19 protein-coding genes and 1 tRNA gene are annotated in these 25892 nt (G+C 69.1%); 15 read left to right on the top strand and 5 right to left on the bottom strand.

The window, feature by feature from the left end; translation table 11 throughout:
- Positions 1 to 24 precede the first annotated feature (24 nt).
- Positions 25 to 1053 carry a 1-aminocyclopropane-1-carboxylate deaminase gene (locus tag AB0M51_RS05460; protein WP_344197048.1) on the bottom strand — a complete coding sequence of 343 codons (1029 nt, stop codon included), beginning with the start codon at positions 1051 to 1053 and terminating at the stop codon, positions 25 to 27.
- Between the two features lie 26 nt (positions 1054 to 1079).
- Here AB0M51_RS05460 and AB0M51_RS05465 point away from each other — a divergent pair, with 26 nt between their 5' ends.
- Positions 1080 to 1868 carry a hypothetical protein gene (locus tag AB0M51_RS05465; RefSeq protein WP_344197046.1) on the top strand — a complete coding sequence of 263 codons (789 nt, stop codon included), beginning with the start codon at positions 1080 to 1082 and terminating at the stop codon, positions 1866 to 1868.
- Here AB0M51_RS05465 and AB0M51_RS05470 read toward each other — a convergent pair.
- The gene (locus AB0M51_RS05470) at positions 1805 to 2605 is read right to left on the bottom strand and encodes a phosphotransferase (protein WP_363748161.1); all 801 of its coding nucleotides are present in this window, start codon (positions 2603 to 2605) and stop codon (positions 1805 to 1807) included. The two genes, AB0M51_RS05465 and AB0M51_RS05470, sit on opposite strands and share 64 nt — an antisense overlap.
- Positions 2606 to 2846: 241 nt before the next feature.
- Between AB0M51_RS05470 and gltB the strand changes: the two genes are divergently transcribed.
- The 4 genes from gltB (at position 2847) to pyk (ending at position 12012) form a co-directional block, all read left to right on the top strand.
- Positions 2847 to 7370 (top strand): glutamate synthase large subunit, encoded by a 4524-nt coding sequence (gltB, locus tag AB0M51_RS05475; protein WP_344197043.1) that lies wholly within the window; start codon positions 2847 to 2849, stop codon positions 7368 to 7370.
- Entirely contained in the window at positions 7370 to 8836 is a 1467-nt protein-coding gene (locus tag AB0M51_RS05480) for a glutamate synthase subunit beta (RefSeq protein ID WP_363748164.1), read from the top strand. Before gltB ends, AB0M51_RS05480 begins: the two co-directional genes overlap by 1 nt.
- A gap of 74 nt (positions 8837 to 8910) precedes the next feature.
- Positions 8911 to 10461, top strand: a complete 1551-nt coding sequence (locus AB0M51_RS05485; RefSeq protein WP_344197039.1) for a metallophosphoesterase — start codon at positions 8911 to 8913, stop codon at positions 10459 to 10461.
- A gap of 99 nt (positions 10462 to 10560) precedes the next feature.
- Entirely contained in the window at positions 10561 to 12012 is a 1452-nt protein-coding gene (gene pyk / locus AB0M51_RS05490; protein ID WP_344197037.1) for a pyruvate kinase, read from the top strand.
- 817 nt (positions 12013 to 12829) lie between these two features.
- On the opposite strand, the gene AB0M51_RS05495 is transcribed toward pyk, so the two are convergent.
- Positions 12830 to 13111, bottom strand: a complete 282-nt coding sequence (locus tag AB0M51_RS05495) for a hypothetical protein (protein ID WP_344197035.1) — start codon at positions 13109 to 13111, stop codon at positions 12830 to 12832.
- A gap of 275 nt (positions 13112 to 13386) precedes the next feature.
- Here AB0M51_RS05495 and AB0M51_RS05500 point away from each other — a divergent pair.
- From AB0M51_RS05500 to AB0M51_RS05535, 8 genes are all read left to right on the top strand, one after another.
- Positions 13387 to 13473 (top strand) — tRNA-Leu (locus AB0M51_RS05500).
- Positions 13474 to 13505: 32 nt separating this feature from the next.
- Positions 13506 to 14276 (top strand): transcriptional regulator, encoded by a 771-nt coding sequence (locus AB0M51_RS05505; protein WP_344197033.1) that lies wholly within the window; start codon positions 13506 to 13508, stop codon positions 14274 to 14276.
- Between the two features lie 15 nt (positions 14277 to 14291).
- Positions 14292 to 14879 (top strand): response regulator, encoded by a 588-nt coding sequence (locus tag AB0M51_RS05510; protein WP_344197031.1) that lies wholly within the window; start codon positions 14292 to 14294, stop codon positions 14877 to 14879.
- Positions 14880 to 15228: 349 nt separating this feature from the next.
- Positions 15229 to 16458: a branched-chain amino acid ABC transporter substrate-binding protein gene (locus tag AB0M51_RS05515; RefSeq protein ID WP_344197029.1), complete on the top strand. Its 1230-nt coding sequence runs from the start codon at positions 15229 to 15231 to the stop codon at positions 16456 to 16458.
- A gap of 84 nt (positions 16459 to 16542) precedes the next feature.
- Complete coding sequence (locus tag AB0M51_RS05520) at positions 16543 to 17859, top strand: branched-chain amino acid ABC transporter permease (RefSeq protein WP_344197027.1); 1317 nt, start codon at positions 16543 to 16545, stop codon at positions 17857 to 17859.
- On the top strand, positions 17856 to 19571 hold the full coding sequence (locus AB0M51_RS05525) for a branched-chain amino acid ABC transporter permease (protein ID WP_344197025.1): 1716 nt from the start codon (positions 17856 to 17858) through the stop codon (positions 19569 to 19571). The genes AB0M51_RS05520 and AB0M51_RS05525 overlap by 4 nt, the downstream gene beginning before the upstream one ends.
- A complete protein-coding gene (locus AB0M51_RS05530) occupies positions 19568 to 20551 on the top strand; it encodes an ABC transporter ATP-binding protein (RefSeq protein ID WP_344197023.1) in 984 nt (327 codons plus the stop codon). The genes AB0M51_RS05525 and AB0M51_RS05530 overlap by 4 nt, the downstream gene beginning before the upstream one ends.
- On the top strand, positions 20548 to 21264 hold the full coding sequence (locus tag AB0M51_RS05535) for an ABC transporter ATP-binding protein (protein ID WP_344197021.1): 717 nt from the start codon (positions 20548 to 20550) through the stop codon (positions 21262 to 21264). Before AB0M51_RS05530 ends, AB0M51_RS05535 begins: the two co-directional genes overlap by 4 nt.
- Before the next feature lie 17 nt (positions 21265 to 21281).
- Here the strand turns inward: AB0M51_RS05535 and AB0M51_RS05540 are convergent, their stop codons facing one another.
- Positions 21282 to 22040 (bottom strand): DUF554 domain-containing protein, encoded by a 759-nt coding sequence (locus tag AB0M51_RS05540; protein WP_344197019.1) that lies wholly within the window; start codon positions 22038 to 22040, stop codon positions 21282 to 21284.
- Between the two features lie 108 nt (positions 22041 to 22148).
- On the opposite strand from AB0M51_RS05540, the gene AB0M51_RS05545 reads away from it, so the two are divergent.
- A complete protein-coding gene (locus AB0M51_RS05545; RefSeq protein ID WP_344197017.1) occupies positions 22149 to 22736 on the top strand; it encodes a GNAT family N-acetyltransferase in 588 nt (195 codons plus the stop codon).
- On the opposite strand, the gene AB0M51_RS05550 is transcribed toward AB0M51_RS05545, so the two are convergent.
- Entirely contained in the window at positions 22702 to 23118 is a 417-nt protein-coding gene (locus tag AB0M51_RS05550; protein WP_344197015.1) for a hotdog fold thioesterase, read from the bottom strand. The two genes, AB0M51_RS05545 and AB0M51_RS05550, sit on opposite strands and share 35 nt — an antisense overlap.
- Positions 23119 to 23186: 68 nt before the next feature.
- Between AB0M51_RS05550 and polA the strand changes: the two genes are divergently transcribed.
- Positions 23187 to 25889: a DNA polymerase I gene (gene polA, locus AB0M51_RS05555; RefSeq protein ID WP_344197150.1), complete on the top strand. Its 2703-nt coding sequence runs from the start codon at positions 23187 to 23189 to the stop codon at positions 25887 to 25889.
- Positions 25890 to 25892 lie beyond the last annotated feature (3 nt).

The following is a 25892-nucleotide window of genomic DNA, read 5'->3' on the forward strand; positions in this document are numbered from 1 at the left end:
CCGATCACCCCCAGTGCGGGCAGCTTACTGATCGATGGGGTGACTCTGGGTGAAAAGGCCGCTGTAGGCGTTCAGCGCGGGCTGGCCGCCGAGGTGGGCGTAGAGGACGGTGGAGGTCGGTGGGATGTCGCCGGTGCGGATCAGGTCGATCAGGCCGGCCATCGACTTTCCTTCGTAGACCGGGTCGATGATCATGCCCTCGAGCTGCCCGGTCAGCCGGATCGCGTCGAGCGTCGACGCCACCGGTACGCCGTACTCGTCGCCGGCCCAGCCTTCCAGGACCGTGATCTCGTCGGCGCGCAGGTCCCGGCCGAGGCCGATCAGGTCGGCGGTGTTGCGGGCGATCCGCTCGACCTGGTCGCGGGTCTCCTGGAGCTTGGCGCTGGCGTCGATACCGATCACCCGGCGCGGGCGGTCCTGGCCGGCGAACCCGGCGATCATGCCGGCGTGTGTGGAGCCGGTGACCGAGCAGACCACGATCGTGTCGAAGAAGATCCCGAGCTCGCGTTCCTGCTGCTCGACCTCGTACGCCCAGTTCGCGAACCCGAGCCCGCCGAGCCGGTGGTCGGAGGCGCCGGCCGGGATCGCGTACGGCGTACCGCCGCGCGCCTCGACGTCCGCGAGCGCCTGCTTCCAGCTGTCTTTGAACCCGATCCCGAAGCCAGACGGGTCGAGCCGTACCTCGGCGCCCATGATCCGGCTGAGCAGGATGTTCCCGACCCGGTCGTTGAGCGCGTCCGGCCAGTCGACCCAGTTCTCCTGCACCAGTACGGCTTTCAGCCCGGCCTTCGCGGCGACGGCGGCGACCTGGCGGGTGTGGTTCGACTGATAGCCGCCGATCGACACGAGCGTGTCGGCGCCCCGCGCGAGCGCGTCCGGGACCAGGTATTCCAGCTTGCGCGTCTTGTTCCCGCCGTACGCGAGCCCCGAGTTGCAGTCCTCGCGCTTCGCCCAGATCTTCGCGCCGCCGAGGTACGCCGACAACCTCTCCAGCGGGTGCAGCGGACTGGGCCCGAACAGCAGCGGGTACCGCGGAAAATCGCTGAGAGCCATGGTGTTCCTCCACTAGGGTCGGCGGGATGTTCCCCGGTGCGATCGAAGTCCTCCCGGCCACGCACCTCGACCAACTAGGCACCATCTTCGCCCGGTTCGCCACGCCGGACTCCGGCAACGTCTCGTACGGCGTGCACACCGACACTGCCCGCTACTTCGTCAAGACCGCCGGTGATCCCGCCGACACGCGGCCCTACCTGGACTTCGACGACCGCGTCGCACTCCTGCGGACCGCGGCCGAGCTGGCGCGATCGGTCACGCACGACACGACGCCCACGCTGCATGCGGTGATCGAGTCACCGGCCGGACCGCTCCTCGTCTACGAATGGCGCGACGGCGAACTGCTCCACGACTCCGTGGCCCGCGAGCGTTTTCGGGCGCTGCCCACCGGGGAGGTTCTGGCCGCGCTCGGCGCCTTGTACGAACTCCACGCTGCGTTGGACGCTGCCGGGTGGGTTGAGGGGGACTTCTACGACGGCGCGCTGGTGTACGACTTCGCTGCCCGGCGGCTGACCGTGGTCGATCTCGACCTCTACCGCCGCGGCCCGTCGCGCAACACGATGGGCCGCATGTTCGGCTCCGAGCGCTTCATGGCGCCCGAAGAGCTCGTTCTCGGAGCACCGGTCGACAGCCGTACGACGGCGTACGTCATGGCTCGCGCTGCCCTGGTGCTGCTGCCTGACCCGCCGCAACCGGTGGCCGACGTACTGATCGAGGCCACGACGACCCGGTTCCCCAGCTACCAGGCGTTCTACGAAGCGTGGCTGAGCGCCTCGTCCACGATCGACGCGAGCTTGTCCAACCGCTCCACGTGATCCCCGGCCCCGGCGCGTCCGACGGCCCACGCTGCCCGGGAAACCCCGGTGTACGCCGCCACCAACGCCGCCCCAGGCCGGGCTTGGTCCGCAAGAGCGTCCAGCGGGAGGTCGGTCGTGAGCAACAGGTCGCCGAGGTCGAAGCCGGCCGGGCCCAGCCCGAACTGTTCCCAGTCGATGGCGACAACGTCGTCGCCGTCCCGGCCGAGGAGGTTCACCGGATGGGCGTCGCCATGCGTGGGCACCCGGGGGAGCGCGTCCAGCGCCTCGAGCGCGGCCTCCCGACGTACCCACAGCTCCTGGATCGCGGGCGTCGACAACCCGCCCAGCGCCGCCCACCCGCCGCGGCGCTCCACGGTCCGCAGACGGTCCCGTAGGACGTCCCGGGCACCCCAGCCGGGCTCAGCCACGGAACAGGCCGAGAACCGCAGCAGAGCGTCTGCCAGCGCCTCCGGAGCCCACTCGTACGGCGCGACGTAGGCCGTCCGCAGCGTGATGCCGTCCGCGTCCCGCTGCACGCCCGTACAGACCGGCGCCCGGAGCCCCGCCGTACGGGCGACGACGCCGGACTCGGCGACCAGCGCCTGCCGTTCCCAGTAGGCGTGATGACGCGGGTCGGTCACGCCGCTGACCAGGCGTTTCACGACCTCGCCGCCCGGCGTCCGCCACACGCCGCCGGTCGCCTGGCCGGTGCCGGCGGTGAGCGGGTGCCAGTCGGGGGAGGGCTGCCAGGACATGGCTCCGGCCTATCAGTCCCGGCAAGTGAATTTCCGGTGCCGCGGGTGGTTGCGAAGGCCCCAGGCTGGGAAGATAGGGGGCTACTAGTGAGCGCTTGCTTACTGAGGGTCATCAAGGCGTTGCGCGGTGGACAGAAAGTCCATTTGGCGGGCGTCATGAGGTAGTCTCGGGACACCCGGCTTGGGCCAGTGTTGTCCCGCGGCCAGTTGTATTTGACCGTAGGACGACGGGAGCTCCTGAATGTATGGTCGCCCCCCATTCCCCGCCGAGGGACTCTACGACGGACGGCACGAGCACGACGCTTGTGGTGTTGCCTTCGTCGCGACCCTGACCGGTGAACCGAGCCACGACATCGTGGCCAAGGCATTGACCGCCCTGCGGAACCTCGAACACCGCGGCGCGTCCGGTGCCGAGCCTGACTCCGGCGACGGCGCCGGCATCCTGATCCAGGTTCCGGACGCCTTCTACCGCAAGGTGTGCGACTTCGAGCTGCCGGCTCCGCACAGCTACGCGACCGGTGTCGCGTTCCTCCCGGCCGAGGCCGACGACGCCGCCAAGGCGGTCGCCCGGATCGAGGAACTGGCCGCCGAGGAGCAGCTGGACGTCGTCGGCTGGCGGGACATCCCGACCACGCCCGAGCTGCTCGGCGCGACCGCGCGCTCGGTGATGCCGACGTTCAAGCAGCTGTTCGTGACCGCGAAGGCGGGCCGCGTGCTCGGCCTGGCGCTGGAGCGGATGGCCTTCCGGCTGCGCAAGCGCGCCGAGAAGGAGACCGCGACGTACTTCCCGTCGCTGTCCGGCCGGACCATCACCTACAAGGGGATGCTCACCACCGACCAGCTCGACAAGTTCTTCCCGGAGCTGACCGACCCCGACCTCGCGTCCGCGATCGGCGTCGTGCACAGCAGGTTCTCGACGAACACGTTCCCGTCCTGGCCGCTCGCGCACCCGTACCGGTACATCGCCCACAACGGCGAGATCAACACCGTGCAGGGCAACCGGAACTGGATGCGCGCCCGCGAGGCGCTGCTCGCCAGCGACCTGATCCCGGGAGACCTGGAGCAGCTCTACCCGATCTGTACGCCGGGAGCGTCCGACTCCGCGTCCTTCGACGAGGTGCTCGAGCTCCTGCACCTCGGCGGCCGCTCGCTGCCGCACGCGATGCTGATGATGATCCCGGAGGCGTGGGAGAACGCCGCCACGATGGACCCGAAGCGGCGCGCGTTCTACGAGTTCCACTCGACGCTGATGGAGCCGTGGGACGGCCCGGCCTCGGTGGTCTTCTCCGACGGTACGAAGGTCGGCGCGGTGCTGGACCGCAACGGCCTGCGCCCCTCGCGGTACTGGGTGACCGACGACGGTCTCGTCGTCCTGGCGTCCGAGGCCGGTGTGCTGGACATCGACCCGGCGACCGTGACCGAGAAGGGCCGGCTCGAACCGGGCCGGATCTTCCTGGTCGACGTCGACGCGCACCGGATCATCACCGACGCCGAGGTGAAGAACACCCTCGCCGCCGAGCACCCGTACGACGAATGGCTGCACGCCGGGCTGATCCGGTTCGAGGACCTGCACGAGCGCGAGCACGTCGTGCACAGCCACGCGTCGGTGACCCGCCGCCAGCAGGTCTTCGGGTACACCGAGGAAGAGCTGCGGGTCATCCTCACGCCGATGGCGAGGTCCGGTGCGGAGCCGATCGGCTCGATGGGTACCGACACCCCGATCGCGGTGCTGAGCGACCGGCCGCGGCTGCTGTTCGACTACTTCGCGCAGCTGTTCGCCCAGGTCACGAACCCGCCGCTGGACGCGATCCGCGAGGAGCTGGTGACCTCGCTGTCGTCCAGCCTCGGCCCGGAGTCCAACCTGCTCAGCCCGAGCCCGGCGTCCTGCCGGCAGGTGGTGATCCCGTTCCCGGTGATCACCAACGACGAGCTGGCCAAGCTCCGGCACATCAACCTCGACGGCGACATGCCCGGCCTGGCCACCACGGTGCTGCGGGGTGTGTACGACGTCGAAGGCGGCGGCGAGGCCCTCCGGGCCCGGCTCGACGAGCTGTGCGCCGAGGCGAGCGCCGCGATCACCGACGGCGCCCGCATCCTGGTGCTGTCCGACCGGCACTCGAACGCGGACAGCGCACCGATTCCGTCGCTGCTGCTGACCTCCGCGATCCACCACCACCTGGTCCGGGAGAAGACCCGGACCCAGGTCGGCCTGGTCGTCGAGGCCGGTGACGTCCGCGAGGTCCACCACGTCGCGCTGCTGATGGGGTACGGCGCCGCGGCGATCAACCCGTACCTGGCGCTGGAGTCCGTCGAGGATCTCTGCCGCCAGGGCACCTACCTGCCGGGCGTCGAGCCGGAGCAGGCGGTCCGCAACGTGGTGAAGTCGCTCGGCAAGGGCGTCCTCAAGGTGATGTCGAAGATGGGTGTCTCGACCGTCGCGTCGTACACCGGCGCCCAGATCTTCGAGGCGAACGGCCTGGCGCCCGAGCTCGTCGACCGGTACTTCACCGGTACGTCGTCCAAGCTCGGCGGTATCGGCCTGGACGTGATCGCCGAGGAGGTCCGGCGCCGGCACCTGCGCGCGTACCCGGCCGACGGGATCCTGCCCGCGCACCGCAAGCTCGAGATCGGCGGCGAGTACCAGTGGCGCCGCGAGGGCGAGCCGCACCTGTTCGACCCGGACACGGTGTTCCGGCTGCAGCACAGCACCCGCACCGGCCGGTACGACATCTTCAAGCAGTACACGTCCCGCGTCGACGAGCAGTCCGAGCGGCTGATGACGCTGCGCGGTCTGTTCGCCTTCAAGTCGGACCGGCAGCCGATCCCGATCGACGAGGTCGAGCCGGTCAGCGAGATCGTCAAGCGGTTCTCCACCGGCGCGATGAGCTACGGCTCGATCAGCATGGAGGCGCACCAGACGCTGGCGATCGCGATGAACCAGCTCGGCGGCAAGTCGAACACCGGTGAGGGCGGCGAGGACGCCGACCGGCTGTACGACCCGGCCCGGCGGAGCTCGATCAAGCAGGTCGCGTCGGGGCGCTTCGGCGTCACCGCGGAGTACCTGACGAACTCCGACGACATCCAGATCAAGATGGCGCAGGGCGCGAAGCCCGGCGAGGGCGGGCAGCTGCCCGGCCCGAAGGTGTACCCGTGGGTGGCGAGCACCCGGCACTCGACGCCCGGCGTCGGCCTGATCTCGCCGCCGCCGCACCACGACATCTACTCGATCGAGGACCTGGCGCAGCTGATCCACGACCTGAAGAACGCGAACCCGCAGGCGCGGATCCACGTGAAGCTGGTCTCCGAGGTCGGTGTCGGCACGATCGCCGCGGGTGTCTCCAAGGCGCACGCGGACGTCGTACTGATCTCCGGCCACGACGGCGGCACCGGCGCGGCCCCGCTGACCTCGCTGAAGCACGCGGGCGGTCCGTGGGAGCTCGGCCTCGCCGAGACCCAGCAGACCCTGCTGCTGAACGGGTTGCGGGACCGGATCGTGGTCCAGACCGACGGCCAGCTGAAGACCGGGCGGGACGTCGTGATCGCGGCGCTGCTCGGCGCCGAGGAGTACGGTTTCGCGACCGCTCCGCTGGTGGTCTCGGGCTGCATCATGATGCGCGTCTGCCACCTGGACACCTGCCCGGTCGGCGTCGCCACCCAGAACCCGGTGCTCCGCGAGCGGTTCTCCGGCAAGCCGGAGTTCGTGGTGAACTTCTTCGAGTTCATCGCCGAGGAGGTCCGCGAGTACCTGGCCGAGCTCGGCTTCCGGACGCTGGACGAGGCGATCGGGCACGCCGAGGTGCTGGATGTCGAGCGCGCGGTCGACCACTGGAAGGCCGACGGGCTCGACCTGGCACCGATCCTGCACGTGCCGGCGCTCCCGGAGGGCGCGGCCCTGCACCGGACCGTCGAGCAGAACCACGGGCTGGACAAGGCGCTCGACAACGAGCTGATCCGGATCTGCCGGCCCGCGCTCGAGAACGGCGAACCGGTCCGCGCGCAGGTCGCGATCCGGAACGTGAACCGGACCGTCGGCACCATGCTCGGCCACGAGATCACCAAGCGGTACAAGGCCGCCGGTCTCCCGGACGGGACCATCGACCTGACCTTCACCGGGTCGGCCGGCAACTCGTTCGCCGCGTTCGTGCCGCGCGGGGTCACCCTGCGGCTCGAGGGTGACGCCAACGACTATGTCGGCAAGGGCCTGTCCGGCGGCCGGGTGGTCATCCGGCCGGACCGCCGGGCCCGGTTCGACGCCGCCGACCAGATCATCGCCGGCAACGTGATCGCGTACGGCGCGACCTCCGGCGAGCTGTTCATCAGCGGCGGCGCGGGGCAGCGGTTCTGCGTCCGGAACTCCGGCGCCACCGCGGTCGTCGAAGCGGTCGGTGACCACGCCTGCGAGTACATGACCGGCGGGCGGGTCGTCGTCCTGGGCGCCGTCGGCCGGAACTTCGCGGCGGGTATGTCGGGCGGCGTGGCCCACGTACTCGACCTGGACCCTGCCCTGGTGAACCCGGAGCTGGTGGACCTGCTCCCACTCACCGAGGACGAGTCCGAGCTGTTGCAGGACCTGGTCCGGCGGCACCACGAGGAGACCGGTTCGGAACGGGCGGCGAAGCTGCTCGCCGACTGGGCCGCCGCCGGTCCGCGATTCACCACAGTGATGCCGCGCGACTACGCCCGGGTGCTGGCGGCCAAGGCGGCCGCCGAGCGCGACGGGCTGGACGAGGACGCGACCACGCGAGCGATGATGGAGGCCATCTGATGGCTGACCCCAAGGGATTCCTGACCACCGGCCGCGAGGTCGCCGACCGGCGGCCGGTCGCGGAGCGGGTGCAGGACTGGAAAGAGGTCTACCCCGGCGGGCCCGGCAAGGCACTGCTGCCGATCATCACCAAGCAGGCCGGCCGCTGCATGGACTGCGGCATCCCGTTCTGCCACAACGGCTGCCCGCTGGGCAACCTGATCCCGGAGTGGAACGACCTGGTCTGGCGGGACGACTGGTCGAGCGCGATCGAGCGGCTGCACGCGACCAACAACTTCCCGGAGTTCACCGGGCGGCTGTGCCCGGCGCCGTGCGAGACCGCGTGTGTGCTCGGCATCAACCAGGACCCGGTGACGATCAAGAACGTCGAGGTCGCGATCATCGACAAGGCCTGGGAGACCGGCGACGTCAAGCCGCAGCCGCCCGAATGGCTGACCGGTAAGACGATCGCGGTGGTCGGGTCCGGTCCGGCCGGCCTGGCCGCCGCCCAGCAGCTGACCCGCGCGGGGCACACGGTCGCGGTGTACGAACGCGCCGACAAGCCCGGCGGCCTGCTGCGGTACGGCATCCCCGAGTTCAAGATGGAGAAGCTCCAGGTCGACCGCCGCATCCAGCAGATGAAGGAGGAGGGCACGGTCTTCCGCTCCGGCGTCAACGTCGGTGTCGACGTCACCGGGACCCAGCTCAAGCAGCGGTACGACGCGGTGGTGATCGCGACCGGCTCCACGGCCGCCCGCGACCTGCCGGTGCCGGGCCGCGAGTACGGCGGGATCCACCAGGCGATGGAGTACCTGCCGCAGGCCAACCGGGTCGCGCTCGGACAGACCGTCGACGGCCAGATCGTTGCCACCGGCAAGGACGTGGTGATCATCGGCGGCGGCGACACCGGCGCCGACTGCCTCGGTACGGCGCACCGTCAGGGGGCCCGCTCGGTCACCCAGCTGGAGATCATGCCGCGGCCGTCGGACGAGCGTCCGGCGGGCCAGCCGTGGCCGACGTACCCGATGATCTACCGGGTCGCGTCCGCCCACGAGGAGGGCGGCGACCGGGTGTACGCCGTCTCCACGGTGAACTTCGAGGCCGATGCCGACGGCAACGTGTCCGGGCTGAACCTGGTCGAGGTCGAGTTCAAGGACGGGAAGTTCTCCCCGGTCGAGGGCTCCGAGCGGACCATCCCGGCGCAGCTCGTGCTGCTCGCGATGGGCTTCCTCGGCCCGGAGCGCGAGGGGTTCCTCGAGCAGCTCGGCGTCGAGCTCGACGAGCGCGGCAACGTGAAGCGGGACAAGCAGTACCAGACGTCGGTCGAGGGCGTGTTCGCCTGTGGCGACGCCGGCCGCGGCCAGTCGCTGATCGTCTGGGCGATCGCCGAGGGCCGGTCCTGCGCGGGCGGCGTGGACGCCCACCTCACCGGTTCGTCCACCCTCCCCACCCCGATCCCGCCGACCGCCCGGCCGCTCGCAGTCTGAGAACAGGGCCCCACCCGGGGTGACCGGCGCGGTGTGCCGGGCACGGGGTGGGGCTTCTCGGTAGGTTGGTGACCGTGGTCAGGCGGCTGGTGACGAAAGCGCGGCTCCGGGCGATCGCGCCCTGGGCCGCGTTGAGCGTGCTTTTCGTGGCGACCTCGGTCGTGGTCGGGCTGTTCGCGTTCGTGAACGATTCCGAGCGGGTCACGATCGGTGCGCACGCGGCCGTCGTGTCGCCGACGTTCGACGGGCACGCGACCGTCGACCTCGGCGCGGTGCTGCCGCGGTTCCGGCTCGCCAGCAGCGACCCGCTCGGGATCGGTGTCTACATCGACGTCCAGGAGACCGACGCCTCGAGTCTCACCGACCTGATCAACCGGGACGCGCTGATCGCCGCCCAGCCCGAAGGTGAGATCGCGCGGATCCAGCAGACCGTCCAGGAGATGGCGGTCGACGACGCGCTGGCCGGCGCGGGCACCGGGTTCCTGGCCGTCGTCCTGGTCGCCACGCTGTGGGCGATGATCGGCGTACGGCGCCGCCGCGAACTCTGGCACCTCGTCCACCGGCACGAACGGCGGGTCGAGCACCGGGCGATCGTCGTACTGGTCGCGATGCTGATCACGATCGCCTCGATCTTCGGGCCCGGCCGGATGCGCCGGGTGGAGGCGCCGCCGACCCAGTGGGTCTCGCTGGCGCAACTGCTGCCGCAGCTCGACCTGGACGACCAGCTCAAAGGGGTCGAGGTGGCGTCCGGGTTCTCCACCACCGGCGGGGTCGGGGTGATCCGGACCGCCGTCGAGACGTACCAGCGGTCGACCAGGTTCTACGGCCAGCTCAAGGACAGGATCGACGGGGTCAAGGGACAGATCCACCAGCCGGGCAAGGACGAGACCGTCGCGATCCAGGTCAACGACCGGCACGACAACATCGGGATGGACCCGGTCGCGGCCGAGGTCGCCAAGGCGGGCGGGGCGAAACTGCTGATCGACGCCGGCGACGACACCTCGTCCGGGCAGGAGTGGGAGATGTTCAGCGTCAACTCGCTCCGGCAGCACTTCAAGGACTTCAAGGTGGTCGCGGTGGCCGGCAACCACGACGCCGGCGGGCACGTCGAGGCGGCGTACCGCAAGAGCGGCTTCACCGTGCTGGACAGCAAGCCGGTCGAGGTCGACGGGATCCGGTTCCTCGGCGACAGCGACCCCACCAAGACCGGGCTCGGCAGCGCGGACCAGCCCGGCGACGAGACCGTCGACCACCAGTCCAAGCGGCTCGCCGACGTCGCCTGCGACCAGCCGGCCGACAAGCGGATCTCCACCTTCGTCGTGCACGATCCGTCGTCGTTCGCGGACACCGCCGCCCGGGGCTGCGCGACGCTGCTGCTCTCGGGGCACCTGCACCGGCAGGTCGGCCCGGAGACCAAGGTCGTCGACGGGCGGCCGGTCACGACGTACACGAACGGGACGACCGGGGGAGCGGCGTACGCCTTCGCCCTCGGCTACACGCTGCGGCGGCCGGGTGAGGTCACCCTGATCACGTACCTGAAGGGCGAGCCGGTCGGCCTCCAGACAGTCACCGCCGAGCTCAACGGCGACGTCACCGTCGGGGCCTACACCCCCTTGTCCTCTTGACGATTCAGCGACCGGGAGAGGAGTTCCCCGGGTGTTAACTGTCCAGTAAGGGGGGCGGACCAGCGGGGGCAGTGGTTTGCAGGAGTAGGGTTTTGTGACGTGCGTCGCGCAAAGATCGTTTGTACGCTCGGCCCGGCTACGGCCGCCCCGGAGCGCATCATGGAACTCGTCCAAGCCGGTATGGACGTCGCCAGGCTCAATCTGAGTCACGGCGCCCACGCCGAGCACGAACGGATCTACCAACGGATCCGCACCGCCGCGGCGGAGACCGGGAACAACGTCGGCATCCTCGTCGACCTCCAGGGCCCGAAGATCCGGCTGGCCGAGTTCGCCGAGGGCAAGGCGACCCTGACCTACGGTGAGCGCTTCACGATCACCACCCGGGAGGTGCCGGGCGACCAGACCATCTGCGGGACGACGTACGACGGCCTGCCGGGCGACGTGAACCCCGGTGACCAGCTGCTGATCGACGACGGCCGGATCGCGCTGGTCGCCGAGGAGGTCACCGAGACCGACGTGATCTGCCGGGTCACCGTCGGCGGGCCGGTCTCGAACCACAAGGGCATCAACCTGCCGGGCGTGTCGGTGAGCGTGCCGGCGCTGTCCGAGAAGGACGCCGAGGACCTGCGCTGGGCGCTGCACCTGCCGGCCGACATGATCGCGCTGTCGTTCGTGCGCGACGCCGCCGACATCCAGCTGGTGCACAAGATCATGGACGAGGAGGGGCTGCGGCTCCCGGTCGTCGCGAAGATCGAGAAGCCGCAGGCGGTCGCCAACCTGGACGAGATCGTCGAGGCGTTCGACGGGTTCATGGTGGCCCGCGGCGATCTCGGCGTGGAGCTCCCGCTCGAGGAGGTCCCGCTGGTCCAGAAGCTGATCATCGACCAGGCCCGGCTGAACGCGAAGCCGGTGATCGTCGCCACCCAGATGCTCGAGTCGATGATCTCCGCGCCGCGGCCCACCCGGGCGGAGGCCTCCGACGTCGCGAACGCCGTACTCGACGGCGCCGACGCGGTGATGCTGTCCGGTGAGACCAGCGTCGGCCGGTTCCCGATCGAGACGGTCAGGACGATGGCCCGGATCGTGGAGTCCACCGAGGAGCACGGTCTCAGCCGGGTCCAGGCGATCGAGTGGGAGCCGAAGACCAAGGGCGGCGTGATCGCCCGCGCGGCCGCCGACGTGGCCGAGCGGCTGGACGCGAAGTACCTGATCGCGTTCACCCAGTCCGGCGACACGGCGCTGCGCCTCGCGCGCTACCGCACCGAGGTCCCGCTGCTCGCGTTCACTCCTGTCCCGTCCGTCAGCTCCTGGCTGAGCGTGGTGTGGGGCATCACCACCCACATCGTCCCCACCGTCGAACACACCGACGAGATGGTCCGCCAGGTGGACCAGCGCCTCCTCGAACTCGGCATCCTCCAGAAGGGCGACCTGGTCGTCATCGTCGCCGGCTCCCCACCGAGCATCCCCGGCTCCACCAACGCCCTCCGTGTCCACCGCATGGGCGACGCCATCGAAGGCATCGCCCCCGCCTACCGCAGCCCCAACCCGTAACAAGCGGTACAACCGCGCACGAGGCGGACGGTCACCTGACCGCCCGCCTCAGCCGCTTCCAAAGCAAGAAGACAAACAGCTTGAGAGAAGTGGCCGGCTCGGGCGGCCGTGCGCGAGCCCGGCAGGAGCACGGTAAGAGCGGCCTCCGGCGAACGCACAGCAGGACGAACCGGGTCAACCTCAGTACTGCATCAGGAACGTTCGGGTCGTACCGACAGGCCTGCCGCGGTTGACCGACCTGGGGAGAATATCGTCCCGATACGGGCAGGAAATCTTCCCTACCCCCGGGGTCGTCCTGACGCGCCGGCTGCGCGGGGTGGACACCGCGGCGCAGGTCGGACCCCGGGAGACGTCCGGCGGGGGTACCGCGCGCGGCCGGGCCGGGCGCGAGTGCGACGAGCGGCGAAGGGCGTGCACTCCGGAAGAAAGTTCGCGCATAGTGCCCGGAATGTTCCGCAAAGCTGGCCGGGCGGGTGGGTAGCGCCGCGAGCCGTGCCCACGAATGGTGGCGTAGGCGAGAGCGAATGAAGGTGTGCCCGCCATGCGGCACGCTCCACCTGTGGATATCCCCGGCACGCTCCTAGCTCACGGAGAGTGCTGGGTGCAAGGTTTTAAAGGTGTTTCGGCTGCGGCAGCCGTTGGAGCCAGCGACGTACCCCTCTGAGTCGACAGCTACGACTTCGGGCCGATGAAGGTGTCCAGACGTTGCACACCTTCGCGGCGGGCTACTGACAGGGCGTTGGGGCGGGGCATGCGCCAGGGGATGTCGAGTTGGTCGAGGGACTGCCGGCAGAGGTGCATGATGTCGGGGGACTCGTCAGCCGTCGGAGTTGAACAGGCCGCGGAGGAACAGTTCGGGGTGCTCGGCAACGAGTTCCTGCTGCCGGTCCTCCAGTTGGATCGTGCGGAGATGCTTCCGGCCGGGCGCGTGCTGCGGGAACAGGCACGGCCAGTGCTTCCAGTACGAGACGACCGACGTACAGCCAACCGCCTGCACGCGGTGCACGGGGCGGTTCGGGTGTACGGCGCGCACGACGTACTCCGCCTCGTCGATCAACCGCGGATAGACGTCGTCGCAGGCGATCCGCAGCGCGTACACGCCCCGCCGGTGGAGCGACAGGCCACCGACCCCGAGATACAGGCCCCAGCAGCTGCGCGTACGACGACCCGTCGAGCGAGCCCGTCCCGCACCACGGGCACTCGCTCACCCGCTCGGCCTGAGCAGGCCGATCCCGCCACTCCCGCAGCGCAGCCCGGTCAACCGGCGTCGCTCGCGTCGAATCAGGAATCACGCCGAATGCCTGGTCTCAGCGAGCGGCACGGGCCCGATGCGTGGATTCGACGCACTTGCCGCTAGAGTTGCTTTTGCACCCTGCCGGGTTGGCGGAATAGGCAGACGCTGTGGTCTCAAACACCATTGCCCGCAAGGGCGTGTGGGTTCAAGTCCCACACCCGGCACCAGAAACTGTCGGTGGGCGGCGTGACGATGGGGTATGCCGCACATCAGGTCGCAGGAGACGGTGGATTCCGCGTTGCGGATGTCCGACGAAGGTGTCGCCGATCGCGTGAACGCCGAGATCCACGGTGTTGCCGTCAAGACGATTCGGCGGTGGCGGCGGCTGTATCAGCGGCGCGGGTTGCCTCGGGGCACCGGGTTTCAGGGGACGCCGTGTCCGCGGTGCGACGGTGCCGAGTTGGACGAGCCGGCGTACGCGTTGTTGCTGGGGTGGTACCTCGGGGACGGTCACATCGCGAAGGCGAGGCGCGGGGTGTTCACGCTGCAAATTGCCAACGACGAGAAGTACCCGGATCTGAACCGCGAGATCTTCGAGACCATGAAGCTCGTCAAGCCGACCGCGAGCCCCTGTCCACGGCGCGGTGTCGGCTACGTGCGGACGGAGGCTCGGTGGAAGCACTGGCCGTGTCTGTTTCCGCAGCACGGGCCCGGGTTGAAGCATCTGAGGAAGATCGAGCTGGCGGACTGGCAGCGGGAGATTGTTGCCAAGTACCCCGAACAGCTGTTGCGGGGGTTGTTCCACTCGGATGGGTGCCGGTTCGTGAACTGGGCGAGTAAGCCGGACGGGAAGCGGTACTACTACGTGCGGTACATGTTCTCGAACGAGTCCGAGGACATCCGCAACATACTGACCGACGCGCTGGATCTGTTGGGTATCAAGTGGCGGCAACCCCGGCGGAACGCGATCGCGGTGAGCCGGAAGGAAGGGGTCGCGGTGTTGGACGGGTTTGTCGGGGCCAAGTCGTGAGCGGGGGTCGATAAGGTGTCGGGTGTGACTGCTAAGCGTGTGGTGATCGCTGAGGACGAGGCTTTGATCCGGATGGATCTGGCCGAGATGCTCGCGGAAGAGGGGTATGACGTCGTCGGGCAGGCGGGGGACGGGGAGGAGGCTATTCGGCTCGCGATCGAGCAGCGGCCGGATCTGGTGATCCTCGATGTGAAGATGCCGAAGCTGGACGGGCTCAGTGCTGCGGAGAAGATCGCGGGGGAGCGGATCGCGCCGGTGCTGATGCTGACCGCGTTCTCGCAGCGGGAGCTGGTCGAGCGGGCCCGGGACGCGGGCGCGATGGCGTACCTGGTGAAGCCGTTCTCCAAGGCCGACCTGCTGCCCGCGATCGAGATCGCCGCTTCCCGGTACGTCGAGCTCGCGGAGCTGGAGCGTGAGGTCGCGGACCTGGCCGAGCGGCTGGAGACCCGGAAGCTGGTGGACCGGGCGAAGTCGATCCTGCAGACCAAGTTCGGGCTGTCCGAGCCGGACTCGTTCCGCTGGATCCAGAAGACCGCGATGGACAAGCGGGTCTCGATGCGGCAGGTCGCCGAACTCGTGGTCAACGAGGCCGGCGACTCCTGAGCACAACCTGTGTCCGCCGTGAGCACGGCTGGGGCGTTGTCCGCCCGCGATACCGGCGTGTCGTGACCGTGAGGTGAACCCGGCGGCGCAATCGTGACGAACCGTGGCGGTTCGGGTGATTGACGCGCACCGAATCTCACTGAGGCAGTCCGGATGCTGACCCTATGTCACTGCCACACCTGCGGGGTCAGTATCCAGGTGGTAGGACGATGCTTACCGGGGTAACGACCTCACAACACAGCCGGTGCGCTGTTCGTTTGGAACCATCGCCGGGTCTAACCTGCCGGTGCTCGCGGGAAATACGCGAGAGTCCCGGATTTGCTGGGACTATCCAGACATTGGAGGAACAGTGCACCAGCGTTCCGTAGTACGGGTCGGCGCGACCCTGATCGTGGCGTCGTTGGCCCTGACTGCCTGCGGTTCACGCAGTGGCAACAACTCTGGCGGGGGCTCCGGAGGCTCGACCAAGACCGCGAAGATCGGCGTCATCGCGCCGCTGTCCGGAGACTTGTCGGCCCTGGGTCTGGGTATCCAGCACTCCGTCGAGCTGGCCGTGAAGCAGGCCAACGACTCCAACGCGATCCCGGGCTGGAAGCTCGAGGTCGAGGCCAAGGACGACGAGGCGAAGCCGGACACCGGTAAGAACGCCGCCACGGCGATCGCCTCCGACCCCGACGTCGTCGGCGTGGTCGGCACCCTGAACACCAGCACCAGCCAGCAGGTGCAGCCGGTCCTCGCGGCGAAGAACATCGTCCAGGTCTCGCCGGCCAACACCGGCCCCGGCCTGACCCAGGGCGCCAACTGGCAGACCGACCCGAAGCGGCCGTACCCGACGTACTTCCGCACCTGCACCACGGACGCGGTCCAGGGCCCGTTCGCGGCCCGGTACCTGTACGAGACCGCGAAGATCACCAAGGTCGCGACGATCCACGACAAGAAGGCCTACGGCCAGGGTCTGGTCGGCACCTTCACCGAGGAGTTCAAGAAGCTCGGCGGTCAGGTCGTCGCGGCCCAGACCATCAACCCGGACGACTCGAACTACCAGGCCGCGCTGTCCGCGATCAAGCCGTCGAACCCGCAGGCGCTCTACTACGGCGGTGAGTACCCGCAGGCCGGTCCGCTCTCGCAGCAGATGAAGGCCGCCGGCCTGAACATCCCGCTGATGGGCGGCGACGGCATCTACGACCCGAAGTACATCACGCTGGCCGGCAAGACCAGCGACGGTGACCTGGCCACCTCGGTCGGCGCCCCGGTGGACACCCTGGAGTCGGCGAAGAAGTTCGTCTCCGACTACAACGCGGCCGGCTTCAAGGAGCCGTACGCGGCGTACGGCGGCTACTCCTTCGACGCGGCGAACGCGATCATCGCCGCCCTGAAGACCTCGCTGAAGGACGCCAAGGACGTCGAGTCCGCGCGCCAGGCGACAGTCGATGCCATGAGCAAGGTTTCCTTCGACGGCGTGACCGGGAAGGTGGCCTTCGACCAGTACGGCGACACCACCTCCAAGGTGCTGACCGTCTACAAGGTTGCCGGCGGCAAGTGGGCGACCGTCGAAACCAAGGCGTTCGAGAACAAGTAAGCAGGGTCGACCTCATGTCTCGGGGGTGGGAGTGATCCTCCCACCCCCCTGGCATGTCACAACCGAGGCAGATGGGAGGTCGACGTGGACCAGTTCTTCCAGCAACTCGTCAACGGGTTGACCTTGGGCTCGCTGTACGCCCTGATCGCGGTCGGGTACACCGTCGTGTACGGCATCGTGCAGCTCATCAACTTCGCCCACGGCGAGGTGTTCATGATCGGCGCGTTCGGCGCGCTGACGACGTACCTGTTGTTCTTCAACGGCAAGACCAGTGTCTGGATCCTGCCGGTGATGATCGTCGGCGCGATGATCGCGTCGGTCAGTACCGCGGTGCTGATGGAGCGTGTCGCGTACCGTCCCCTGCGGAACGCGCCACGTCTCGCACCGCTGATCACGGCGATCGGTATCTCCGTGTTCCTGCAGGAGTTCATCCGGCTGTTCTACGAGCGTCCGGCCTGGACCGTGGTGGTGTTCGCCGGGCTCGCGATCGCGGCCGGCTACGCGGTCGGCCACCGGCAGTCCGGGGTCAACCTCGACAACCCGGTCACCAAGTGGTACGACCGGGCCCCGCTGCTCGGCGCCGCGGCCGGCGCCGTCGTGCTGTGGATCGTCGTGCTGCTGATCAGCACCGACCTCTCCGCGCTGTACGTCGTGGCCGCGATCGTCGGCGGCGCCGTCGTGGGTACGGCGGTCGGCGCGATCCTCGGCCAGACCACGAAGCAGCGCGCCCGGGTCCGGGTCGACATCCGCTCGGTGGCTGTCGCCGCCGCGGTGGCAGCGGTCGTCGCGGAGGTCGGCTGGGTCTTCTTCAAGGCCGTGCTCGACAAGGTCGAGTGGCCGAGCGCGAAGGCGCGCATCCCGTTCCCGCAGCTCGACGTGGTGACCGGCCAGGCGCTGCAGGTGGGCGGTGTGACGATCCAGCGGTCCGCGATCTTCACGGTCGCCGCGCTCGTGGCCTGCGCCGTACTGCTGTGGTTCTTCATCAACCGGACCCGGCTCGGCCGCGGTATGCAGGCCGTGTCGCAGGACCCGGACACTGCGCGGCTGATGGGTATCAACGTGGACCGGATCATCGTGGTCGCGTTCGCCCTCGGTGCGGTGCTCGCCGCGATCGCGGGTGTCTCGCAGGGTCTGCAGAACAACAACATCGACTTCCGGATGGGCTTCCTGGCCGGCCTGAAGGCGTTCACCGCCGCGGTCCTGGGCGGTATCGGCAACGTGTACGGCGCGGTCGTCGGCGGTCTGGTGCTCGGCGTGGTCGAGGCGATGGCCACCCAGTACATCCCGGGCCAGTTCGGCGGTAGCACCTGGAAGGACGTCTGGGCGTTCGTGATCCTGATTCTGGTTCTGGTCTTCAGGCCGCAGGGCCTGCTCGGCGCGAGGGTGGTGGACCGGGCATGACGCACGTGAAGACGCCGGTGGGCGAGGCCGCGGAGGCGCCGGTGGCGAAGCCGGGCAAGCCGATCGCCTGGCCGGCCGGGATCGCCGGCGTGGCCCTGGTGATCATCGGCTCGTTCCTGTCCTGGAGCTATAACGGCCAGATCCTCAACGACCTGTCGATCAACTTCTACCCGGGCGGCCTGCAGATCCTCGCGATCATCGGCGCGCTGCTGTCGCTCGTACTGCTGCTGGCCGAGAAGGGCCCGCTGGTCAAGCTCGGTTCCTGGCTGGACGCGACGGTCGGCCTGCGGATGCTCGGGACCGGCCTGGCGCTCTACATGGTGCTGATCGTGATCGCGATCACCACCGAGGCCGGCGGCCTGATCAACGTGAACCCGGGCGGCTGGGTGTCCCTCGTCGGCGCCCTGCTGCTCGCGGCGTCCGGCTGGATGCTGCCCTTGCGGCAACTGCGGGACATGAGCGAGGCCCGGCTGCCGGGCTGGTTCGAGATCCTGTCGATCGCGGTGCTGATGGGCGCGATCCTGTACGCCGCGGCGTACGCGCTCGGCCTGCAGGACGCGTGGTCGTTCATCCTCTGCCTGGTGTTCGTCGCGATCGTGGCCGTCGCCCTGTTCCGCACCGGCGCGATGACGTGGATCGGCCACGTCGCGCAGCGCCGCAAGCGGGTGCTCACGCTGGCCGCGTTCGTGGTCGCGTTCCTGTTCCCGTTCACCCAGAACGGGTCGGACGCGAACATGTCGATCGCGAACCAGGTGCTGATCTTCAGCGCCACCGCGATGGGCCTGAACATCGTGGTCGGCCTGGCCGGCCTGCTGGACCTGGGGTACATCGCGTTCCTCGGCGCCGGCTCGTACACGGCCGCGGTGCTGTCGCAGTCGGCGTTCGCGACGGTCAACTGGAAGCCGCCGTTCCTGGTCGTGGTGCTGATCGGCGCCTGCGTGTCCGCGATCCTGGGCCTGATCATCGGTACGCCGACCCTCCGGGTCTCGGGCGACTACCTGGCGATCGTCACGCTGGGCTTCGGTGAGATCTTCCGGTTCACGATGGGCAACCTGGACGGCAACAACGGCCCGAACCTGACGAACGGGCCGAACGGCGTACCCGGTATTCCCGACCTGAAGGTCGGCGGGTTCAACTTCGGCACGGACCATACCGTCGCCGGGATCGACCTCGGCCGGTTCTCGAACTACTACTTCCTGCTGCTGGTCCTGATCGGCTTCGTGATCCTGGTCTTCGCCCGGCTGAACAACAGCCGGATCGGCCGCGGCTGGGTGGCGATCCGGGAGGACGAGAAGGCCGCCGAGGCGATGGGCGTGAACGTGTTCGGGCTGAAGCTGCTCGCGTTCGCGATCGGCGCCTTCCTGGCCGGTCTGGCCGGCACCATCAAGGCCCACCAGGACGCTGCGGTCAGTCCGGACCAGTACCAGTTCCTGGAGTCGGCGTTCCTGCTGGCCGCGATCGTGCTCGGCGGTATGGGCACCATCGCCGGTGTGTTGCTGGGTGCGACGATCCTGAAGCTGCTGCCGGAGAAGCTGCGGTTCTTCCAGGAGTACCGGCTGCTGATGTTCGGCCTGCTGCTGGTGCTGATGATGCGGTTCCGGCCCGAGGGGCTGGTCGCGAGCAGACGAAGGCAGCTGGAGTTCCACGAGGAGGACGAGGAACTGGCCGACGTGGTCGAAGAGGAACAACTCGTCACCGGGGAGGCGAAATGACCACCGTGCAGGACGTCGGGCGGCCGGCGGTGACCGGCGAAACGGTGCTCGAGGCAACCGGTGTGACGATGCGGTTCGGTGGTCTGCTGGCCGTGAACAGCGTCAACCTGAGCGTCCGGCAGGGCGAGATCGTCGGTCTGATCGGCCCGAACGGTGCCGGCAAGACGACGTTCTTCAACTGCCTCACCGGGCTCTACAAGCCGACCAGCGGCCAGGTCCGGTTCGCCGCGTCGCCGCAGAAGCGGCAGCCGATGCGGTTCCTGCCGGTGCTCCGGCGGAACGCGCTCGGCGGCCACCAGATGGAGGACGTGCCGCTGCTCCAGGAGAACCCGGGCCTGACGGCACCCGTGCCGGGGGTCCTGGCGCCGCTGCCGCCGAAGCCGCGGGCGGTGGTCCGGGCCGGGATGGCGCGGACGTTCCAGAACATCCGGCTGTTCGCGAACATGACCGCGCTGGAGAACGTGATGGTCGGGCGGTACTGCCGGACCAGCGCGGGCGCGTTCACGTCGGTGATCCACGGTCCGAAGTTCCGGCACGAGGAGGCGGCCACCCGGCTGCGGGCCCAGGAGCTGCTGGACTTCGTCGGCCTGGGCCGGTCCACCGAGCACCTGGCCCGGAACATGCCGTACGGCGACCAGCGCCGGCTCGAGATCGCCCGGGCGCTGGCCACCGACCCGAAGCTCATCCTGCTGGACGAGCCGACGGCCGGTATGAACCCGCAGGAGACCCGGCAGGCCAGCGACCTGATCTTCAAGATCCGGGACGCCGGCCTGGCGGTGGTGGTGATCGAGCACGACATGCGGTTCATCTTCAACCTCTGCGACCGGGTGCTCTGCCTGGTCCAGGGCGAGGCCTTGATCGAGGGCACGCCGGAAGAGGTCCAGTCCGACCCGCGCGTGATCGAGGCCTACATCGGTACCGGCGAGGACGAAGACGACGACCGGCCGCAGGACGACGTACCGGAGGGTGAGGCCCCGTGAGCGCGATGCTCGAGGTCAAGGACCTGGAAGTTGCCTACGGCAAGATCGTCGCGGTGAAGAAGATCAGCTTCAGCGTGGAGCAGGGGCAGGTGGTGTCGCTGATCGGCACCAACGGCGCCGGCAAGACCACCACGCTGAAGACGATCTCCGGTCTGCTCCGGCCGACGTCGGGGGAGATCTGGTTCCAGGGCGAGCGGATCGACCAGGTGGCGGCGCACGACATCGTCACCCGCGGTCTGGCGCACTCGCCCGAGGGCCGGCGGATCTTCCCGCGGCTGTCGGTCGAGGAGAACCTGATGCTGGGCGCGTTCTCCCGCACGGATCCGGCGGGGGTGCGCACCGATCTGCAGGCGGCGTACGACCTGTTCCCGATTCTCGGGGAGCGGCGCAAGCAGCCGGCCGGTACGTTCTCCGGCGGTGAGCAGCAGATGCTGGCGATGGGCCGGGCGATGATGAGCCGGCCGAAGCTGCTGATGCTGGACGAGCCGTCGATGGGCCTGTCGCCGATCATGATGAAGCGGATCATGTCGACGGTGACCGAGTTGCAGAAGCAGGGTACGACCATCCTGCTGGTCGAGCAGAACGCGCAGGCGGCGCTGAAGCGCGCCGACTTCGGGTACGTGCTCGAGGTCGGAAAGATCGTGCTGTCCGGCACCGGCCGGGACCTGCTGGTGAACGACTCGGTCCGGAAGGCCTACCTGGGCGAGGACTGAGGTCCGTCGCTGCTGGTTCAGTTGCGGACGGCAATCAGCAACTGGACCAGCAGCGGCGCGACGATCAGGGCAGGTAGCAGGTCGGCGACCGCTACCTGCTTGAGCTTCAGCAACCTGAGCGCCACGCCGATGAGCATCACGCCTCCGGTGGCGCCGAGCGCGGTGACATGAGCGTCAGGCAGTACGTCGCCGAGCAGAGCTCCGACCGCGGTCATCGAGCCCTGCACCACGAGGACCACCAGGGCGGAGGCTGCCACGCCCCAGCCGAACGAGGCGGCGAAGGCGATGCTGGTGAAGCCGTCGAGGACCGCCTTCAGGAAGAGCTGGTCGGCGCCGCGGCCGAGACCGTCGGAGAGTGAACCGAGGAAGGTCAGCGGGCCGACGCAGAACACCATCGACGCGGACACGAACCCTTCGACGAACTTGCCCTCGCCCTCGCGGCGGTCGAACCGGTGCTGTATCCAGGCGCCGAAGCCCTCCAGCCGCTGCTCGATCCGCAGCAGCGAGCCGATGATGCCGCCGATCAGCATCGCGCCGAGGACGATCAGCACGGGGGCGCTGGTGCCGACCGCGTCGCTGAGTGCCTTGTCACCGACGGTGAGTGCCGAGGAGATCGCTATCAGCAGCGTGACCAGGCCGATCGCGTCGGTGACCAGCTCCCTGGTCCGGTGACTCAGCCGGTGGCCGACGAGCACGCCGAGTACCGAACCGACGAGCACCGTCGCGACGTTCACGACAGTCCCGATTCCGATGAACAAACTGATCCCTCCGGACATTTGGGGTCAGCTTTGCATGTGACTCCCGAAGGCCTACTGTTGCGCTCGGACGAGCGTATCGGCCCGTCTGTTCACCTCGGGGGTGGACCGGACCGGGAGGTCGCTGTGGTGGCAGCCGTCGAGGTGAGGGACGCGCAGCCGGGGGACGCGGATGCCCTGGTCACGCTGTGGCGCGAGCTCAGCACCGCCGCCGGGCTGCCGTCCCGGTTGCCGGCGCCGCCGTCCGCGGCGGCCGCGGAGGTTGCCGTCAGCAAACATCTCGGCGACCCGGCCGGCCGGCTGCTGGTGGTCGAGCTGGACGGCGAGGTGCACGGGATGGCGTACCTGCGACGGACCGCGGTCAGCCCGCTGCACGACGACAACACGGTCACCGTCGAGTACCTGCACGTCAGCGACGCGGCCCGGCGGCACGGCCTCGGCAAGGCGCTGATCGCCGAGGCGGTCGCCTGGGCCGAGCACGAGAGCTGCGCGCACCTGGCCGTGGTCGCACCCGCGATCGCCCGCGAGGCGAACCGCTTCCTGGCCCGCCTCGGTCTCGGTCAGGCCGGCGTGCTGCGGTTCGCGAACACGCTCACCGTCCGTCGCCGGCTCGCCGCCGAGCACGCCCCGAACCTGCTGGCCCTGCTCTCCTCACGCCGCTCCGCGTTCGCCCGCCGCGCGGTCAGCTCCGGGGGCTCTGAATCAGCTGGCAAGTGATCCGCGCCGTGCAGACCCGCTTGTCGCGGTCGTCGGTGATGACCACCTCGTACGACGTCGTCGTACGGCCGAGGTAGATCGGCGTCGCGACCCCGGTGACCACTCCGTCGCGGACGGCGCGGTGGTGGGTGGCGTTGATGTCGACGCCGACCGCGACCTTCCCGTACGTCGCCGCGTGCAGGGCGGACCCGATCGAGCCGAGGCTCTCGGCGAGGACGCAGGACGCGCCGCCGTGCAGCAGGCCGTACGGCTGCGTGTTGCCCTTGACCGGCATGGTGGCGACCACCCGGTCCGCTGAGGCCTCGGTGACAACGATTCCCATCGTCTGGAGGAGGGTGCCCTCCATCGACATGCCCGGTCCGAGGTTCGATTCATCTGTCACGGCAGCAGTGTGTCAGAACTGTCCGTGGGACCCACTAGAGTCGGTGTGTGGCTGCAGAAACGAACACCATGACCAAGGACTCCGCGACCCCGGGCACGGGCCGGCCGCGGATCCTGCTGCTGGACGGGCACTCGCTGGCGTACCGGGCTTTCTACGCGCTCCCGGTGGAGAACTTCTCCACCACCACCGGGCAGCACACCAACGCGGTGTACGGGTTCACCTCGATGCTGATCAACATGCTCCGCGACGAGCAGCCCACCCACATCTGCGTCGCGTTCGACGTGTCCCGGAAGACCTTCCGCTCCGAGCAGTACACGGAGTACAAGGCCGGCCGGTCGAAGTCGCCGGACGAGTTCAAGGGCCAGATCTCGCTGGTCAAGGAGGTGCTGGAGGCGCTCCGGATCCCGACCACGGAGATCGACGGCTGGGAGGCCGACGACATCATCGCGACGCTCGCGACGCAGGCCGACGAGCAGGGCTTCGAGGTGCTGATCAGCAGCGGCGACCGGGACTCGTTCCAATTGATCAACGAGAACATCACGGTGCTGTACCCGAAGCGCGGCGTCTCCGAGATCGCCCGGATGGACCCGGCCGCGGTCGAGGAGAAGTACGGCGTCGGCCCCCGGCTGTATCCGGACCTGGCCGCGCTGGTGGGGGAGCAGAGCGACAACCTGCCGGGCGTCCCCGGCGTCGGCCCGAAGACCGCGGCGAAGTGGCTGAACCAGTTCGGTTCGCTGAACGACGTGGTCGACCGGGTGAACGAGATCAAGGGCAAGGCCGGCGAGTCGCTGCGCGAGCACCTCGCCGACGTGATCCGGAACCGGCAGATCAACGAACTGGTCCGGGACCTGACCCTGGACGTCTCGGTCGACGACCTGGCCCGGGTCGCCTGGGACCGGGACAAGGTGCACACGCTGTTCGACAGCCTGGAGTTCCGGGTGCTGCGCGAGCGGCTGGTGGCCGAGCACGAGGAGGTCGACGCGACGGTCGACCACGGCTTCGACCTGGACGGCGCCCAGCTGAAGCCGGGTGAGCTGGCGGCCTGGCTGAAGGAGCACGTCAGCGGCGGCGATCGGGTCGGCATCGCGGTGCAGGGCAGCTGGGGCGGCGGCACCGGGCAGATCACCGGGCTCGCGCTGGCGAACACCACCGGTGCGGCGGCCTGGTTCGACCCGGAGGCGCTGACCGCCGACGACGCCGAAGCCTGGAAGGCCTGGCTCGCGGACCCGGCCGTGCCGAAGGCGCTGCACGACGTGAACGGGCCGCTGCTCGGGTTCCTCGAGCGCGGCTGGACCCTCGGGGGCCTGAGCTCCGACACGCAGCTGAGCGCGTACCTCGTCCGCCCGGACCAGCGCGCGTACGACCTCGCCGACCTGACCGTGCGGTACCTCAAGCGCGAGCTGCGCAACGAGGAGGCGGACAACGGGCAGCTGAGCTTCGACGACGTCGAGGGCGGCCCGGCGGCCGACCACACGATGCTGCGTGCCCGCGCGATCGCGGACCTCGCCGACACGCTGGACGCCGAGCTCGAGAAGCAGGCGGGTACGGCGCTGCTCGCGGACGTCGAGCTGCCGCTGATCCAGGTGATCGCGGCCATGGAGCGGGACGGGATCGCGGTCGACCGGCCGTACCTGGAGCAGCTCGAGGACCGGTTCGCGACCGGTGTCCGGGAGGCGGCGGCGTCGGCGTACGAGGTGATCGGCAAGGAGATCAACCTCGGGTCGCCGAAGCAGTTGCAGGTCGTGCTGTTCGACGAGCTGCAGATGCCGAAGACCAAGCGCACCAAGACCGGCTACACGACCGACGCGGACTCGCTGCAGGCGCTGTTCGAGAAGACCGAGCACCCGTTCCTGGCGTACCTGCTGGCGCACCGGGACGCGACCCGGCTGCGGCAGACCGTCGAGGGTCTGCTGAAGACGATCAGCCCGCGCGACGGCCGGATCCACACCACGTTCAACCAGACGATCGCGGCGACCGGCCGGCTGAGCTCCACCGAGCCGAACCTGCAGAACATCCCGATCCGGACCGAGGAGGGCCGCCGGATCCGGCAGGCCTTCGTGGTCGGCGAGGGCAACGAGTCGCTGATGTCGGCGGACTACAGCCAGATCGAGATGCGGATCATGGCGCACGTGTCCCAGGACCAGGGCCTGATCGACGCGTTCAACTCCGGGATGGACTTCCACTCGGTGACCGCGTCCCGGGTGTTCTCGGTCGAGCCGTCCGCGGTGACGCAGGAGCAGCGCGCGAAGATCAAGGCGATGAACTACGGCCTCGCGTACGGGTTGTCGGCGTACGGGCTGAGTCAGCAGCTGAAGATCGGCGTCGACGAGGCCAAGGGCCTGATGGACGAGTACTTCGAGGGCTTCGGCGGGGTTCGGGACTACCTGCGGTCGATCGTGATCGACGCCGGCAAGACCGGGTACACCGAGACCATCCTGGGGCGTCGGCGCTACCTGCCGGATCTGACCAGCGACAACCGGCAGCGCCGCGAGATGGCCGAGCGGATGGCGCTGAACGCGCCGATCCAGGGTTCGGCGGCGGACGTGATCAAGATGGCGATGCTGAAGGTGGACGCCTCGCTGCGGGAGTCCGGCCTGAAGTCCCGGATGCTCCTCCAGGTCCACGACGAACTCGTCTTCGAGATCGCCCCCGGTGAGCGCGAGGCGCTGGAGAAGCTGGTCCGCCACGACATGGGCCACGCCGTCGAGATGGCCGTTCCGCTGGACGTCTCGGTCGGCATCGGCCGCACCTGGCACGAGGCCGCGCACTGACCT

The organism is Kribbella sp. NPDC051137 (genome assembly GCF_040682535.1).
Classification (GTDB): domain Bacteria; phylum Actinomycetota; class Actinomycetes; order Propionibacteriales; family Kribbellaceae; genus Kribbella; species Kribbella karoonensis.